This window comes from Citrobacter sp. 50677481 (assembly GCF_001463265.1).
Lineage (GTDB): Bacteria > Pseudomonadota > Gammaproteobacteria > Enterobacterales > Enterobacteriaceae > Citrobacter_A > Citrobacter_A sedlakii.
Genome location: NZ_LNHZ01000039.1, coordinates 1 through 15,877 on the forward strand (window position 1 = coordinate 1; position 15,877 = coordinate 15,877).

Below are 15,877 nucleotides of genomic sequence, written 5' to 3' on the forward strand. Positions count from 1 at the left end.
CACACAGATTGTCTGATAAATTGTTAAAGAGCAGTGCCGCTTCGCTTTTTCTCAGCGGCGCGGGGTGTGCATAATACGCTTTCCCGCTTGAGAGTCAAGCATTTATTTTTGCTTTTCTCCGTGAGGTTCTGGTCTGAACCCCGCTGACCCGGCGGCTTGCGTGCCGTTGTTCCGTGTCAGTGGTGGCGCATTATAGGGAGTTATTTCGGGCTGACAAGAGGAAATTTAAAATAATTTCGCAACTGTTCCTTTTTTCACCAAAACAGGCGTTAACGTGCCATAAAATAAGCGATTTGCTGTTTTTGCAGCCGCAATCACACTTCCTGATGGCATACTAATGAATAAGAAAAAGAGAAAGGACAATCAGTCATGCCTTTAAGCGCACAACAATTGGCTGCACAGAAAAACATTTCCTGGGTACTGGCTGAAAAGCTGGCGCAGCGGATCTTAAAAGGGGATTACGCACCCGGCGACATTCTTCCCGGTGAAATTGAACTGGGCGATCAGTTTGGTGTTAGCCGCACCGCAGTAAGAGAAGCCGTCAAAACGTTAACCGCCAAAGGTATGGTATTACCGCGCCCACGTATCGGAACACGGGTCATGCCACAGGCTAACTGGAATTTTCTCGACCAGGAGTTACTGAACTGGTGGATGACAGAGGAAAACTTCCAGCAGGTGATCGATCATTTTCTGGTGATGCGGATAAGCCTTGAGCCACAGGCTTGCGCGTTGGCGGCAACGGTGGGTACGGCAGAACAAAAAGCGCATCTGAACACCTTAATGGAAGAAATGGTCGCGCTAAAAAAGAACTTTAAACGTGAGCGCTGGATTGAAGTGGATATGGCCTGGCATGAGCATATTTATGAGATGAGCGCGAACCCGTTCCTCACCTCTTTTGCCTCACTGTTTCACTCTGTCTATCACACCTATTTCAATGCCATTACCTATAACACCGTTGTGAAACTGGATTTGCACCAGACGATAGTAGATGCCATTGCGCAAAGCGACGCTGACGGCGCGTTTAAAGCCTGCCAGGCTTTACTGATGGCGCCTAACGAGCGTCCGGGAAACTAACGGGATACAGAATGATCAGAAAAAAAGCGCGCAGTATGGCTGGATTGCCGTGGATAGCGGCAATGGCCTTTTTTATGCAGGCGCTGGACGCCACCATTCTGAACACCGCTTTACCTGCCATTGCGCAGAGTCTCAACCGTTCACCGCTGGCCATGCAGTCCGCCATTATCAGTTATACCCTGACGGTGGCGATGCTGATACCGGTAAGCGGATGGCTGGCCGACCGCTTCGGCACCCGTCGTGTGTTTATGCTGGCGGTGAGCCTGTTTACGCTCGGTTCACTTGCCTGCGCGCTTTCCAGCTCGCTTCCGGAACTGGTTATCTTTCGCGTTGTTCAGGGTATTGGCGGGGCGATGATGATGCCGGTTGCTCGTCTGGCGCTGTTGCGCGCCTATCCACGTAGCGAGCTGCTGCCCGTTCTGAACTTCGTCACCATGCCGGGGCTGGTAGGACCGATTCTGGGTCCGGTGCTGGGCGGCGTACTGGTCACCTGGGCCAGCTGGCATTGGATCTTCCTGATAAACATTCCGATTGGCGTCGCCGGTATTCTTTACGCGCGCAAATATATGCCGAATTTCACCACACCGCGCCGCAAATTTGATATGACTGGCTTCTTTCTGTTTGGCCTCAGCCTGGTGCTCTTTTCCAGCGGAATGGAGCTGTTCGGCGAAAAGATAGTCGCCACCTGGATTGCGCTGAGCATTATCCTGCTCAGCATTGTGCTGTTGCTGGCTTATGTACGCCACGCTCGCCGCCATCCCACGCCGCTCATTTCTCTGTCGTTATTTAAGACACGGACCTTTTCCGTCGGAATTACCGGCAACCTTGCGACACGGCTGGGGACCGGGTGCGTGCCTTTTTTGATGCCGCTGATGCTCCAGGTGGGATTTGGTTTTCCGGCGTTAATCGCGGGTTGCATGATGGCCCCCACCGCGCTGGGCTCAATACTGGCTAAATCAATGGTGACCCAGGTGCTGCGCCGTCTGGGTTATCGCACCACGCTGGTGGGGATAACCGTATTTATCGGCCTGATGATTGCGCAATTCTCGTTGCAATCGCCCGCAATGCCAGTCTGGATGGTGATCCTGCCGCTGTTTGTGCTCGGCATGGCGATGTCGACGCAGTTCACAGCGATGAATACCATCACACTTGCCGACCTGACCGATGACAATGCCAGCAGCGGCAACAGCGTGCTGGCCGTAACGCAGCAACTTTCGATTAGCTTAGGTGTGGCGATAAGCGCCGCCGTGCTGCGCATTTATGAAGGCGTAGAGGGAACCAGTACGGTTGAACAGTTCCACTACACCTTTATTACGATGGGCGCGATCACGATCGTGTCTGCGCTGATGTTCATGCTGCTGAAAGCGAAAGATGGTCGCAACCTGATCAAAGACCGTCACGCGCCTAAACCGACCCCCGCTCCATCAGAACAGGAGTGAGCTGCAAACGCTGTTGCTGCAAATCGGGCTGCGCCATGCGATGTATTAGCACATCGATGGCCAGCTCACCCAGTTCATCTTTGGGCTGATGAATGGTAGTCAGCGGCGGCGTCATGTAGCGCGCCAGTTCGATATCGTCATAGCCAATCACCGCCATATCCTGCGGGATCCGCAATCCAGCCTGATACAACGCCTGATACGCGCCGACAGCCATCGCATCATTCCCGGCAAACACGGCCTGGGGTCGCTGCGGATGCGCGAGCAGTTCCTGCATAGCCGCAAACCCGCCGCCAAACTCAAAATTGCCCATGATTTCATAGCCCGCAGGAACGGTAAGCCCCGCGCGCTGCATCGCGGCGCGATACCCCTCAACACGCAGCCGGGCCGGCGTTTTATCCAAAGGCCCGGTGATACAGGCGATACGGGTAAAGCCTTTAGCAATAAGATGCTGCGTGGCTAAGTCGCCGCCGAGCAATGAGTTATCCTGAATGAGATCGCTGTCGCCCTCGCCGTCAAAGGGCGACCAGTCCATCATTACGGTGGGGATCGACGGGTAACGCTGCATGATTTCGCGCGACGGCTGGTGCGTTTCGGTACAAAGCAGCAGTAAACCATCTACCCGTTTTTGCATCAGCGTTTCCAGATTGCGGTTCATACGTTGCTCATCGCCTTCGGTATTGCATAATACCAGACTGTAGCCGCGCTCGAAGCAACTGCGTTCTACGCCGCGCACCAGTTCAGAGTAAAAGGGATTGGTACTCGCGGTGATAAGCATACCGATGGTGCGCGTTTGATTCAGCTTCAGGCTACGCGCCAGGGCTGAAGGGGCGTAATTCAACGTTTTGATCGCCGCTTCGACTTTGTCAGTAATCGCTTCACTGACAAAGCGATCCTTATTAATGACGTGCGAAACGGTAGAAGTGGAAACGCCCGCCAGGCGGGCAACATCCTTCATTGTAGCCAAGCGTTACCTCTGCTGACCTAAAAACGCCTCAATTTCTTCACGCCACGGTACGGAAGGCTGAGCGCCTTTACGGGTAACGGCAATCGCTGCGGCGGCGTGCGCGAAACGAATCGCATCAGACAGCGCCTTGTCTTCCAGTAACGCCGCAATTAGCGCGCCGTTAAAGGTATCGCCCGCGGCAATGGTGTCGACAGCCTCTACCTTAAAGCCCGGCACGCGCTGACCTTCACCTTTCACGCTGGCCCAGACACCGCGGCTGCCTAATGTAATGAGCACCGTATCGATACCTTTTTTATGCAGAACCCGCGCGGCTTTTGCCGCATCTTCATCATTTTCGACACGGATACCGGTTAGCTTTTCCGCTTCAGTTTCGTTCGGAGTGATGATATCCACCAGCGCCAGCAGTTCGTCTGATAATACGCGGGCTGGCGCAGGATTCAGTACGACAGTGGTATGATTTTCATGCGCGATGTTGGCGGCTGCCAGTACACTGTCGATCGGCGATTCCAGTTGCATCAGCAATGCGGAAGCCTCAGCGATGCGCTCACGCTGCGCCTCAACCCGCGCAGGCGACAGCGCCGCGTTAGCCCCGGCATGAATACCGATCACGTTTTCACCTTCGCCGTTGACGAAAATCAGCGCTACGCCTGTGGGTTCGCCGTCAATTACGCTGACAGGGTCGACGTTGATATTGTCGCTCGCCAGTTGCTGACGAATGCTACTTCCGATATCGTCATCACCGGTACAGGCAATAAACGCAATGTTTGCCCCGCTGCGTCCCGCAGCCACTGCCTGATTCGCGCCTTTACCACCAAAAGCGACCTGATAGTGATTTCCGGTGACCGTCTCACCAGGTGCAGGAAATGTCTCAAGATTAAGAATATGGTCAGCATTAATGCTGCCGAGAACGACAAGTTTGCCTGCGGTTTTCATGTTCGGGGTGTCCATCAGAGAGCGCCACCGGTGTGACCCGGTGGCGTATGCCACACTTTACTTTTCTTTATTTGATGTCCCTCAGACGACGCGAGGTCGTCTGAATCGCCTACTACTGCTTAATGACCAGCTTCAGGTCAACCGGGTATTTGGCCTGAACTTTCTCGCCTTTCAGTACTTTGTCTGCCGTTTCTACGCCTTTCGCGCCGATCTGGTCAGGTAACTGAGCGATAGTCGCAGCCAGTTTGCCATCATTTACCGCTTTCTCGCCATCTGGCGTGCCGTCAAATCCGACGACCATCACATCAGATTTACCGGCGGTTTGCAGCGCACGCAGTGCGCCCAGCGCCATCTCGTCATTCTGAGCGAATACCGCCTGCACGTCCGGATGCGCGGTCAGCAGGTTCTGCATCACGTTCAGACCTTTAGTGCGGTCGAAGTCAGCTGGCTGGCTGGCCAGTACATTAAATTTGTGTGCGGCGACCGCCTGCTGGAAACCTTCGCCACGTTCACGCGCCGCAGATGTACCGGCTATGCCCTGCAATTCAATGACTTTCGCGCCTTCGCCAGCTTTCTTCGCAATGTAGTCGCCCGCGATTTTGCCGCCCAACACGTTGTCAGACGCGATGTGGCTGACAACATCGCCTTTCGTCGCCTGGCGGTCAAGGGTGATGACCGGGATCTTCGCCTGGTTTGCCATCTTCACGGCATTACCTACCGCGTCGGAATCAGTTGGGTTAATCAGCAGGATTTTAGTGCCACGAACGGTTAAGTCCTGAACGTTCGCCAGCTCTTTCGCCGGGTTATTCTGGGAATCCAGCACCACCAGGTTGTAGCCCAATTTATCGGCTTCTTTCTGCGCCCCATCTTTCAGGGAAACAAAGAACGGGTTGTTCAGCGTGGAGACCACCAGCGCAATGGTATCTTTCGCCATTGCATTCGCGCTTACGGTGGCGCTTAGCGCAACAGCTGAAACCAGGGTAGCCAGTTTTTTCATGTTCATATTTAAGATGTCCTGTAGTCGTTGTTACTGCTTTTTGTTGTCTACCAGTACCGCCAGCAATATCACCACCGCTTTGACGATCATCTGGTAATAGGAGGAAACACCTAACAAATTCAAACCATTATTCAGGAAACCAAGAATCAATGCGCCGATCAAGGTCCCAACAATGCGCCCTTTACCTCCCGCCAGACTGGTCCCGCCAAGCACAACAGCCGCAATGGCGTCGAGTTCATAGCCCGTCCCGGCTGTAGGCTGCGCGGAGGAAAGACGCGCCACTTCAATGATGCCCGCCAGCGACGCCAGCAGGCCGCAGAGCGAATAAACGATAATTTTGATTTTACTGACGCTGATACCGGACAAGCGGGTTGCCGCTTCGTTACCGCCCAGCGCGTAAATATAGCGGCCCAGCCGGGTATGGTGCAGCATGTACCACGCCGCCAGGAAGACAATCCCCATGATCCACACCGGCGTCGGAACACCCAGCGGACGGCCAATACCGAACCAGCCAAACAGATCGGCGTTTTCGGTAAAGCCGGTATTCACCGGGCTTCCGTTGGTGTAAACCATCGTCACGCCACGTAACAGCAGCATCATTACCAGCGTGGCGATAAACGCCTGTACTCGCCCTTTCGCCACGATAACGCCAGTCACCGCGCCCACGGCGGCACCTAATGCCAGCGCGGCGGCAACGGCCACCAGCGCGTTCACCTCCAGTCCAACAATGGAAGCGGCAACGGCGCCGGTGAGTGCCAGCAGGGAACCGACGGACAGATCGATACCCGACGTCAAAATCACCAGCGTCATCCCGACCGCCATAATGGCGTTTACGGAGGTCTGCTGAAGAATGTTGAACAGGTTATTAACGGTAAAAAAGTTAGGGCTTAAGGTCGATACAATCGCGATCAGCACCAACAGCGCAATGAGCGACTTCTGCTCCATCAACCACGCTTTGGTGAAATAACGGCGACCAGAAACAGCCTGGGTAGTCATTTTTTTTACTCCTGATTCACGCGATTAAGCTTGCCCACAGCGGCAGCCATCAGAACTTCCTGGGTGGCCTGCTCGCGAGTGAATTCACCGCCGAGATGCCCTTCATGCATGACGATAATGCGATCGCTCATGCCTAATACTTCTGGCATCTCAGAGGAGACCAGAATGATGCTCAGGCCATCGGCCTTAAACTGGTTGATCAGCTGATAAATTTCTTTCTTCGCGCCGACGTCGACGCCGCGGGTAGGCTCATCAAGAATCAACACCTTAGGCCGGGTCATCAACCCGCGGGCAATCGCCACTTTCTGCTGATTCCCGCCGGACAACAGGCCAATCGCCTGCTCCATCGACGGGGTTTTGACGTTAAAGAGACGGATAAAATCGCTCACCGCCTGTTGCTCATCTTTATGCTTCAGGCTGCCGCCGGCACGGCTGAAATAGCGCAGCGCGGTCAGTGACATGTTCTCTTTCACTGACATCCCCAACACTAAGCCGTCGCGTTTGCGGTCTTCGGAGATATAGACAATGCCATTCGCCAGTCCGTCCTGTGGCGCGCGGGTGATCACCTCGTGCCCGTCGAGCGTCACGTTACCGCTGGTGCGCGGCAGTGCCCCGTACAGCACTTTCATCAGCTCGGTGCGGCCTGCCCCCATCAATCCGGACACGCCGAGGATCTCCCCTTTGCGTAAGGTAAACGAGACATTGTTCACGCCGGGGCCGCACAGGCTGTCGACTTTCAGACGCACGTCGCCCGGCGCTTTATCCAGCCGCGGATACTGATCTTCCAGCTTGCGCCCCACCATCATTTCAATCAGTGAATCTTCGGTCAGCGAGGCCACTTCCCGTTCGGCAATAAACTGCCCGTCACGGAAAACGGTGACGTCGTCGCAGATCTCGAAAATCTCTTTCATGCGGTGGGAGATATAGACAATGCCGCGCCCCTGCGATTTCAGCTCGCGGATAACGCGGAAAAGAGATTCGGTTTCGGTATCGGTCAAAGCGTCGGTCGGTTCATCCATGATGATGACTCTGGACTCAAAGCTCAGCACTTTGGCGATCTCGACCATCTGCTGATCGCCAATCGACAGCTCCCCTACCAGCCGATCGCTCTTAAAGCGCAGGTTGAGTTTCGCTAACAGTTGATCCGCTTCGGCATACATTTTTTTCCAGTCGATTTTGCCAAAACGGTTAACAAATTCGCGACCAAGAAAGATGTTCTCCGCAATGGTGAGCTGCGGGATCAGGTTCAGTTCCTGGTGGATGATGCCGATCCCGGCTTCTTGCGAAGATTTCGGTCCGTTAAAAGTGGTCTCTTTCCCCAGCCATACCAATGACCCCGCATCGCGGGTATAGATACCGGTCAGCACTTTCATCATGGTGGATTTGCCCGCACCGTTCTCGCCCACCAGCGCCATCACGCGGCCCGGGTAGACGTTGAGTGCGGCGCCGGAAAGCGCCTTCACGCCCGGGAACGACTTATCGATCCCTTTGAGTTGCAGTAATGCGTCCATGGTGGCCTCAGAAAGTGACGCCGGCACAGAGAATGATATTCGCATACGGGGAACACTCCCCGCTGCGAATTACCGCCTGACTGTCTGCGGTTTGTTGTTTAAAGTGTTCATGCGTGGTGTAACGAATTTCAATAGTGTTTCCCTGGTGTTGCTGCAGTTGCTCAAGAGAATTGAGCAACGCTTCGTGGAGTTGCGGATTATGTTGTTTTATTTCCGTCGCGAGAATGGCCGACTCAACCTGCATCTCACGGGTGACAACCTCCAGTACCTGCATGAACGAAGGTACACCCTGGGTTAATGCCATATCGATACGCGTTGTACTGTTTGGGATGGGTAAACCTGCGTCACACACTACCAGCGTATCGGTATGTCCCAGACGGGAAATCACCGATGAAATCTCAGAGTTAAGTACTGCGCCTTTCTTCATTTTTCTTGCTCCACTAGCGAAACGTTTCGCTGACATCAGTTTTATCTTAACGGTGTTCAGAAAACCATCATGACGTAACAGATTTGTGATCGGCGTCGAAACGTTTCGCTACGTGAAACAGAACGTCATATGGGCGGGAAGATAAAGCGGGGAGTATGCCGGGTAAGCGAAGCGCCACCCGACATTTCAAGCAAACTTAAATCTCGACCTGGGTGCCTAACTCAATGACGCGGTTAGGCGGGATCTCAAACTGGTCAGGCGCGCGCAGGGCGTTACGTTGCAAAATAAGATACAGCTTGCCCCGCAGGCGCAAGTACCAGGGGCGCTTGCCGATAATTAACGACTCGTGCGACATAAAGAACGACGTCTCCATCATCCGGCAGCTCAGCCCTTCCAGACCGCAACGGTGGAACACTTCCTCAACATTTGGCGTTTCGCGCCAGCCGTAGCTGGCCACCACGCGCCAGAAGGTCGGCGACAGCTGCTCAATCTGTACGCGGCGGACGTTATGTACATACGGCGCATCTTCGGTTCGCAACGTCAGCAGGATCACCCGTTCGTGCAGCACCTTGTTATGCTTCAGGTTATGCATTAACGCAAAGGGGATCACATTCAGCGCACGGGACATATACACCGCCGTCCCCGGCACACGCACCGGCGGCGATTTTTCCAGCGAAGCGATCATCGCTTCCAGCGAGTTTCCGTGCTCATGCATACGGCGCAGCAGACGGAAGCGTTCGCTTTTCCAGGTGGTCATGATAGTGAACATCACCAGCCCCAGAGAAAGCGGCAGCCAGCCGCCGGACAGAAGTTTATCGAGGTTGGCGGAAAACAACGGAATATCGATGCACAGGAACGCCACCAGAATCAGCGCCACAAAGTACTTATTCCAGTGCCAGTTTTTACGCGCCACGGTGGTGGACAGAATAGATGTCAGTACCATCGTACCGGTAACGGCAATACCGTATGCCGCCGCCAGGTTGCTGGAATGCTCGAAGCTGACAATAACGATCACCACCGCGATATAGAGCATCCAGTTCACAAACGGAATGTAGATCTGCCCGGACTCCATTTCGGATGTGTGAATAATGCGCATCGGTGACAGATATCCCAGACGAACCGCCTGGCGAGTGAGCGAGAAAACGCCGGAAATGACCGCCTGCGAGGCGATAACGGTCGCCAGCGCGGCAAGGATCAGCAGCGGGATCAGCGCCCAGTCAGGCGCCAGCAGGAAGAACGGGTTTTTGATCGCTTCCGGTTGCTTCAACAACAACGCCCCCTGACCAAAGTAGTTCAGTACCAGCGAAGGCAGCACCACCGAAAACCACGCCAGGCGAATCGGAAACTTACCAAAGTGCCCCATATCAGCATACAGCGCTTCCACACCGGTGATCGACAGCACTACCGCGCCCAGCGCAATAAAAGAGACGGTTTTATATTCAAGGAAGAAATGTACCGCCCACATCGGGTTTAATGCGTGCAGGACTTCCGGATTACCGATAATACTGCGCACGCCCAGCACCGCCAGAACCAGGAACCAGGTCAGCATAATCGGCGCGAACAATTTGCCTACCATCCCGGTACCGTGCTTCTGAATCATAAACAGCAGCGTCAGGACGACAATCGACAGCGGTACAATCCAGGTATCTAACTGCGGCGCGACAATTTCCAGACCTTCAATGGCCGACATCACCGAGATGGCTGGAGTGATCACGACCTCGCCATAGAAAAAGCTGCCGCCGATCAGCCCCATGATCACCAACAGGGAGGTCGTTCGCGCAGAGGTATTCCGCCCGGCGAGCGACATCAGCGTCAGGATCCCCCCTTCACCGGCGTTATCCGCGCGCATGACGAAGGTCAGATACTTAATGGAAACAACAAAGATCAGCAGCCAGAAAATTAGCGACAGGAAGCCAAACACGGCATCGCGTTCAACGCCAAAACCAAACTGACCGGACAAACATTCACGAAGTGTATAAAGTGGGCTGGTACCAATATCACCGTAGACAACCCCAATGGCCGCGAGCGTAATCGCAGACAATGATTGCTTTTTATCAGTGCTCATAGACTAGTCTTTCGTTATAAAAGAAATGTGTACCTGGTCCCTTGGCCCACAAAAAAGCGCACAGTATGCACGATTAATCGCAAAATCGTACCCCTAAATGAGTCCAGATTAACCTGGCTCAAAAAAAATAAATCCACCTCCCGGACCCGTTCAGCCCACGGAGCGAAACGTCTATACTCGCTGTTAACGCAGTACTTTTTACAGAAGGACGCCACTCTATTATGGCTCACCCACATCTCTTAGCAGAAAGAATTTCACGTCTGAGCAGTGCGCTGGAAAAAGGATTGTTTGAGCGCAGCCACGCCATTCGACTTTGTCTGCTGGCGGCCCTGAGCGGCGAGAGCGTTTTCCTGCTCGGCCCGCCAGGAATAGCTAAAAGCCTGATCGCGCGCCGGCTGAAATTCGCGTTCCAGAATGCGCGCGCGTTCGAATATCTGATGACCCGTTTTTCCACGCCGGAAGAGGTTTTTGGACCTCTTTCCATTCAGGCGCTAAAAGATGAAGGCCGCTACGAACGCTTAACCGCCGGGTATCTGCCCGAAGCTGAAATCGTTTTTCTTGATGAGATCTGGAAAGCGGGTCCGGCCATTCTGAACACGCTGTTAACCGCCATCAATGAACGCCATTTTCGTAACGGCGCGCATGAAGAAAAAATTCCGATGCGCCTGCTGGTGGCGGCGTCCAACGAACTGCCGGAGGCGGACAGCAGTCTTGAAGCACTGTATGACCGAATGCTGATCCGCCTGTGGCTGGATAAAGTCCAGGACAAAACCAACTTCCGCGCCATGCTGACCAGCCAGCAGGACGAAAATGAAAACCCCGTCGCCGCGTCGCTCCAGATTAGCGATGATGAGTATCATCAGTGGCAAAAGGAGATTGGCGCGGTTTTGCTGCCCGATCATGTATTTGAGCTGGTTTTTACCCTGCGCCAGCAGCTGGAAAATGTCCCCAACGCGCCCTATGTTTCTGACCGACGCTGGAAGAAAGCCATACGCCTGTTGCAGGCCAGCGCCTTCTTCAGCGGACGCGACGCGGTGGCGCCAATCGATCTTATTCTGCTGAAAGATTGTCTGTGGTACGACGCCCAGAGCCTGAATTTGATGCAACAACAGCTCGAAATATTGATGACCGGGCACGCCTGGCAGCAGCAGGCAATGCTGACACGCCTTGCCGGTATCGTCCAGCGGCGCATTCAGCTTCAACAGCAACAAAGCGATAAAACCGCTTTTACCGTCATTCGCCAGGGCGGCATGTTCAGCCGCCGTCCACATTACGACTTGCCGCCTGACATCACCGCCTCATCCCTGACGCTGCTGCTACAACAGCCGCTGAAGCTGCACGATATGGAAGTGATCCACATCGCTTTTGAACGTAGCGCGCTGGAGCAGTGGCTGGCGAAAGGTGGAGAGATCCGCGGTAAACTCAACGGGATTGGATTTGCCCAGACGCTGAACATGGAGGTGGATAGCGCTCAGCATCTGGTTGTGCGCGATGTCAGCTTACAGGGCACACGTCTGGCGCTCCCCGGCTCCTCTGAAGAAGCCATGCCCGGCGAAATCAAACAACAGCTGGAAGAACTGGCTAACGACTGGCATCTGCAACATACCCGCTTTAGCGAGCAGCAAAAATGCCTGTTCATTCATAGCGACTGGCTGGGACGCATTGAAGCCAGCCTGCAGGACGTTGGTGAGCAGATCCGTCAGGCGCAACAATGCTGACGCTGGATACGCTGAATGTGATGTTAGCCGTCAGCGAAGAGGGGATGATCGAAGAGATGATCCTCGCGCTACTGGCCTCGCCGCAGTTGGCTGTGTTCTTTGAAAAATTTCCTCGCCTGAAAACAGCGATAACGAACGATCTCCCGCGCTGGCGTGAAGCGTTACGTAGTCGGCTAAAAGATACGAGGGTGCCGCCAGCGCTCACGGAGGAGGTGATGTGCTACCAGCAGAGCCAGCTTCTCTCCAGCGCTCAGTTCGTCGTGCAGCTTCCACGCATTCTCGCGCTGCTGCACCGATTACATTCTCCCTGGGCCGCGCAGGCGCAGCAGCTGGTGGACAACAATGCGGTGTTTACCCCTGCCCTGCATACGCTTTTTCTCCAGCGCTGGCGCTTAAGCCTGGTCGTGCAAGCCACCACGTTAAACCAGCAGTTGCTGGAGGAAGAACGCGAGCAATTACTCAGTGAGGTTCAGGAAAGAATGACCCTCAGCGGCCAGTTGGATCCCGTGCTGGCGGAAAACGATACCGCGGCAGGTCGCCTGTGGGACATGAGCGCCGGACAGCTCAGGCGCGGCGATTATCAATTGATCGTCAAATACGGCGACTTCCTGGCCGATCAGCCAGAGCTTCAGCGGCTGGCGGAACAGTTAGGGCGCTCCAGAGAGGCGAAATCCTTCCCGCGTAAGGACGCGCCAATGGAGACTTTCCGCACGCTGGTGCGCGAACCCGCGACGGTGCCTGAGCAGGTTGATGGCATTCAACAGAGTGATGACATTCTGCGTCTGCTGCCACCGGAACTGGCGACGCTCGGCATTACAGAGCTGGAATATGAGTTTTATCGGCGGCTCCTGGAAAAGCAACTGCTCACTTACCGTCTGCAGGGCGAGGCCTGGCGTGAAAAAGTCACCGAGCGGCCGGTGGTTCACCAGGCTGTCGACGAGCAGCCGCGCGGGCCGTTTATCGTCTGTGTGGACACGTCTGGTTCCATGGGCGGCTTTAACGAACAGTGCGCAAAGGCGTTTTGCCTGGCGTTGATGCGCATCGCCCTCGCCGATAACCGTCGCTGCGTTATTATGTTGTTTTCCACTGAAGTGGTGCGTTATGAGCTTTCCGGGCCGGAAGGTATCGAACAGGCGATTCGCTTTTTAAGCCAGCGCTTTCGCGGCGGTACGGATATCGCCAGCTGTTTTCGCGCCATCATTGAACGGATGGATGGACGGGAGTGGTCTGATGCCGACGCGGTGGTGATTTCGGACTTTATTGCCCAGCGCCTGCCGGATGACGTGATAAGTCAGGTAGGGGAACTCCAGCGCGTTCATCAACATCGGTTTCATGCGGTAGCGATGTCCGCGCATGGCAAACCCGGCATCATGCGTATTTTCGATCATATCTGGCGCTTTGACACCGGGATGCGAAGCCGCCTGCTGAGACGCTGGCGGCGCTAGAGAATTACAGCAGAGACGAGACGCTTTCACGCACCTGCGCTGGCCACACGCCGCACTGAACCTGGCCAATGTGCGGCAGTTGCAGTAACAACATGGTCAGACGGGACTGGCCGATACCACCGCCGATAGTTTGCGGCATTTCACCGCGCAACAGCGCCTGGTGCCACTCCAGGCTCAGACGATCTTCATCGCCGGTCAGTTTAAGTTGGCGTTTCAGCGCGTCGGCATCAACGCGGATCCCCATTGAAGACAGCTCAAAAGCGTCTTCAAGAACCGGGTTCCACACCAGAATATCGCCGTTCAGACCGGCATAGCCCAGATCGGAATCGGAACTCCAGTCGTCGTAATCCGGGGCGCGAACGTCGTGACGATGACCGTCGCTCAGTTTCCCGCCAATGCCGACCAGAAATACTGCGCCCAGTTCTTTGGCGATCGCCCGCTCGCGGCCTTTGGCATCGAGATCCGGGTAACGCGCCAGCAATTCCTGGCTGTGAATAAACTGGATCTGATCCGGCAGGAACGGCGCCAGACCAAACTCTTTGCTTACGGCGGCTTCGGTCGTCTTAATCCCTGCCCAGATCGCCTCTACCGTGCTTTTCAGGGTGGAGAATTGACGCTCGCCGTCACCCATGACGCGCTCCCAGTCCCACTGATCGACATAGACCGAGTGAAGCGGGGAAAGTCGGTCTTCATCCGGGCGCAGCGCTTTCATGTGCGTGTACAGCCCTTCGCCCGCGCTGAAGTCGTGTTGTCCCAGTGTCTGACGTTTCCACTTGGCCAGTGAATGCACCACTTCAAACTGGGCTTCAGGCAACGCCTTCACTTTAACCTGTACCGCTTTTTCACAGCCTGACAAGTTATCCTGCGTGCCATCACCAACCCGGCTGAGAATCGGCGCCTGGACTTCAATCAGACCCAGACGCTCTTCCAACTGGCGAGAGAAGTGCGATTTCACGAAGCTAATTTGACGTTGTTTGGCGATATAAGCGGTTTTCATTGTATTTACTCCTGCGTCCTGTTGCCTCTGATTAAGCAACAGAATGCGGTCATTATTCAATAATCCACAAACAAAAAGCCGTTGCCGATTTTAATTCGATAAAAATCGGATCTAAAATAGAGTGAATCATTAATCAACATAAGAAAAACCTATGGAAAATTATCAGATCGACAATCTGGACCGCGGCATCCTCGACGCTTTAATGGAAAACGCCCGCACCGCCTACGCCGAACTGGCAAAACAGTTTGGCGTAAGTCCCGGGACCATTCACGTGCGTGTAGAAAAGATGAAGCAGGCAGGGATCATCACCGGCGCACGCATCGATGTCAGTCCTAAGCAGTTGGGTTATGACGTTGGCTGTTTCATCGGCATTATCCTTAAAAGCGCGAAAGACTATCCCTCTGCGCTGGCCAGGCTGGAAAGTCTTGATGAGGTCACTGAAGCGTATTACACCACCGGGCACTACAGCATCTTTATAAAGGTCATGTGCAAATCGATCGACGCGCTCCAGCATGTACTTATCAACAAGATCCAAACAATTGATGAAATTCAGTCCACCGAAACGCTGATCGTCTTGCAGAACCCGATTATGCGCACCATCAAGCCATGAACGGCTTTTTTAATCCCACATTTTTCCACAGGTAGATCCCAGCTCGCTCACAGCGTACAATACCCGCCTCTTTAGATGAGCGAGCGATCCATGGCAGATATTACCCTTATCAGCGGCAGCACCCTTGGCGGTGCGGAATACGTAGCGGAACACCTTGCAGAAAAGCTGGAAGACGCCGGTTTTTCAACCGAAACCCTGCACGGCCCGCTGTTAGAGGATCTCTCGCTCTCCGGGATCTGGCTGATAATCAGTTCCACACATGGCGCAGGGGACATTCCGGACAACCTGGTGCCTTTCTATGACGATCTTCAGGCGCAGACCCCCGATCTCTCACAGGTTCGTTTTGGCGCAGTGGGCATCGGTAGCCGCGAATATGACACTTTCTGTGGCGCAATCGAAAAGATAGAAACAGAAATGAAGGGCGCAGGAGCAAAACAGCTTGGCGAAACGCTGAAGATCAACATTCTCGATCACGACATACCGGAAGATCCAGCGGAAGCCTGGCTGGGATCGTGGATTAATTTACTCAAATAAGTGTAAAGATCGAGCGATCGAGTGTGGATAACTCTGTCAGGAAGCTTGGATCAACCGGTAGTTATCCAAAGAATAACCGTTGTTCAGTTTTTGAGTTGTGCATAACCCTTCATTCTGATCCCAGCTTATACGGACCAGGATCACCGATCATTCACAGCTAATGATCC

Annotated in this window: 14 protein-coding genes; 6 read left to right on the plus strand and 8 right to left on the minus strand. The window is 54.3% G+C overall.

Annotated elements, in window-relative coordinates; translation table 11 throughout:
* Positions 1-369: 369 nt before the first annotated feature.
* Together APU02_RS09735 and mdtD are read left to right on the plus strand one after the other, a co-directional pair.
* Positions 370-1,074 (plus strand): FadR/GntR family transcriptional regulator, encoded by a 705-nt coding sequence (locus APU02_RS09735; RefSeq protein WP_060569948.1) that lies wholly within the window; start codon positions 370-372, stop codon positions 1,072-1,074.
* Between the two features lie 11 nt (positions 1,075-1,085).
* Positions 1,086-2,513: a multidrug transporter subunit MdtD gene (gene mdtD / locus APU02_RS09740; protein ID WP_060569949.1), complete on the plus strand. Its 1,428-nt coding sequence runs from the start codon at positions 1,086-1,088 to the stop codon at positions 2,511-2,513.
* Here the strand turns inward: mdtD and rbsR are convergent.
* The 7 genes from rbsR to kup all read right to left on the minus strand — a co-directional run bounded on the left by rbsR (position 2,479) and on the right by kup (position 10,406).
* The gene (gene rbsR, locus APU02_RS09745; protein WP_082636810.1) at positions 2,479-3,477 is read right to left on the minus strand and encodes a ribose operon transcriptional repressor RbsR; all 999 of its coding nucleotides are present in this window, start codon (positions 3,475-3,477) and stop codon (positions 2,479-2,481) included. The genes mdtD and rbsR overlap by 35 nt on opposite strands.
* Positions 3,478-3,480: 3 nt before the next feature.
* A complete protein-coding gene (gene rbsK, locus APU02_RS09750; protein WP_060570011.1) occupies positions 3,481-4,410 on the minus strand; it encodes a ribokinase in 930 nt (309 codons plus the stop codon).
* Positions 4,411-4,522: 112 nt separating this feature from the next.
* Complete coding sequence (rbsB, locus tag APU02_RS09755; RefSeq protein ID WP_042287369.1) at positions 4,523-5,413, minus strand: ribose ABC transporter substrate-binding protein RbsB; 891 nt, start codon at positions 5,411-5,413, stop codon at positions 4,523-4,525.
* Between the two features lie 24 nt (positions 5,414-5,437).
* Complete coding sequence (gene rbsC / locus APU02_RS09760) at positions 5,438-6,403, minus strand: ribose ABC transporter permease (protein WP_042287366.1); 966 nt, start codon at positions 6,401-6,403, stop codon at positions 5,438-5,440.
* Positions 6,404-6,408: 5 nt separating this feature from the next.
* Complete coding sequence (rbsA, locus tag APU02_RS09765) at positions 6,409-7,914, minus strand: ribose ABC transporter ATP-binding protein RbsA (protein ID WP_042287363.1); 1,506 nt, start codon at positions 7,912-7,914, stop codon at positions 6,409-6,411.
* Positions 7,915-7,921: 7 nt separating this feature from the next.
* The gene (gene rbsD / locus APU02_RS09770) at positions 7,922-8,341 is read right to left on the minus strand and encodes a D-ribose pyranase (protein WP_042287361.1); all 420 of its coding nucleotides are present in this window, start codon (positions 8,339-8,341) and stop codon (positions 7,922-7,924) included.
* Between the two features lie 196 nt (positions 8,342-8,537).
* Positions 8,538-10,406, minus strand: a complete 1,869-nt coding sequence (gene kup / locus APU02_RS09775; protein WP_042287358.1) for a low affinity potassium transporter Kup — start codon at positions 10,404-10,406, stop codon at positions 8,538-8,540.
* Positions 10,407-10,627: 221 nt separating this feature from the next.
* Here kup and ravA point away from each other — a divergent pair, with 221 nt between their 5' ends.
* Complete coding sequence (ravA, locus tag APU02_RS09780; protein WP_060569950.1) at positions 10,628-12,124, plus strand: ATPase RavA; 1,497 nt, start codon at positions 10,628-10,630, stop codon at positions 12,122-12,124.
* Positions 12,118-13,569: an ATPase RavA stimulator ViaA gene (gene viaA / locus APU02_RS09785; RefSeq protein WP_060569951.1), complete on the plus strand. Its 1,452-nt coding sequence runs from the start codon at positions 12,118-12,120 to the stop codon at positions 13,567-13,569. Before ravA ends, viaA begins: the two co-directional genes overlap by 7 nt.
* A 4-nt stretch (positions 13,570-13,573) precedes the next feature.
* Here viaA and asnA read toward each other — a convergent pair whose 3' ends face one another.
* Positions 13,574-14,566 carry an aspartate--ammonia ligase gene (asnA, locus tag APU02_RS09790; RefSeq protein ID WP_060569952.1) on the minus strand — a complete coding sequence of 331 codons (993 nt, stop codon included), beginning with the start codon at positions 14,564-14,566 and terminating at the stop codon, positions 13,574-13,576.
* 151 nt (positions 14,567-14,717) lie between these two features.
* Between asnA and asnC the strand changes: the two genes are divergently transcribed.
* Positions 14,718-15,176: a transcriptional regulator AsnC gene (gene asnC / locus APU02_RS09795; protein WP_000433016.1), complete on the plus strand. Its 459-nt coding sequence runs from the start codon at positions 14,718-14,720 to the stop codon at positions 15,174-15,176.
* A gap of 90 nt (positions 15,177-15,266) precedes the next feature.
* A complete protein-coding gene (gene mioC, locus APU02_RS09800; protein ID WP_042287345.1) occupies positions 15,267-15,710 on the plus strand; it encodes an FMN-binding protein MioC in 444 nt (147 codons plus the stop codon).
* The last annotated feature ends 167 nt before the right edge of the window (positions 15,711-15,877 follow it).

Coding starts and splice junctions, on each gene's coding strand:
- rbsB (WP_042287369.1), bottom strand. CDS start 5,413: ATGAACATGAAAAAACTGGCTACCCTGGTTTCAGCTGTTGCGCTAAGC.
- rbsA (WP_042287363.1), bottom strand. CDS start 7,914: ATGGACGCATTACTGCAACTCAAAGGGATCGATAAGTCGTTCCCGGGC.
- asnA (WP_060569952.1), bottom strand. CDS start 14,566: ATGAAAACCGCTTATATCGCCAAACAACGTCAAATTAGCTTCGTGAAA.
- APU02_RS09735 (WP_060569948.1), top strand. CDS start 370: ATGCCTTTAAGCGCACAACAATTGGCTGCACAGAAAAACATTTCCTGG.
- rbsD (WP_042287361.1), bottom strand. CDS start 8,341: ATGAAGAAAGGCGCAGTACTTAACTCTGAGATTTCATCGGTGATTTCC.
- mioC (WP_042287345.1), top strand. CDS start 15,267: ATGGCAGATATTACCCTTATCAGCGGCAGCACCCTTGGCGGTGCGGAA.
- rbsC (WP_042287366.1), bottom strand. CDS start 6,403: ATGACTACCCAGGCTGTTTCTGGTCGCCGTTATTTCACCAAAGCGTGG.
- viaA (WP_060569951.1), top strand. CDS start 12,118: ATGCTGACGCTGGATACGCTGAATGTGATGTTAGCCGTCAGCGAAGAG.
- rbsK (WP_060570011.1), bottom strand. CDS start 4,410: ATGAAAACCGCAGGCAAACTTGTCGTTCTCGGCAGCATTAATGCTGAC.
- mdtD (WP_060569949.1), top strand. CDS start 1,086: ATGATCAGAAAAAAAGCGCGCAGTATGGCTGGATTGCCGTGGATAGCG.
- ravA (WP_060569950.1), top strand. CDS start 10,628: ATGGCTCACCCACATCTCTTAGCAGAAAGAATTTCACGTCTGAGCAGT.
- kup (WP_042287358.1), bottom strand. CDS start 10,406: ATGAGCACTGATAAAAAGCAATCATTGTCTGCGATTACGCTCGCGGCC.
- asnC (WP_000433016.1), top strand. CDS start 14,718: ATGGAAAATTATCAGATCGACAATCTGGACCGCGGCATCCTCGACGCT.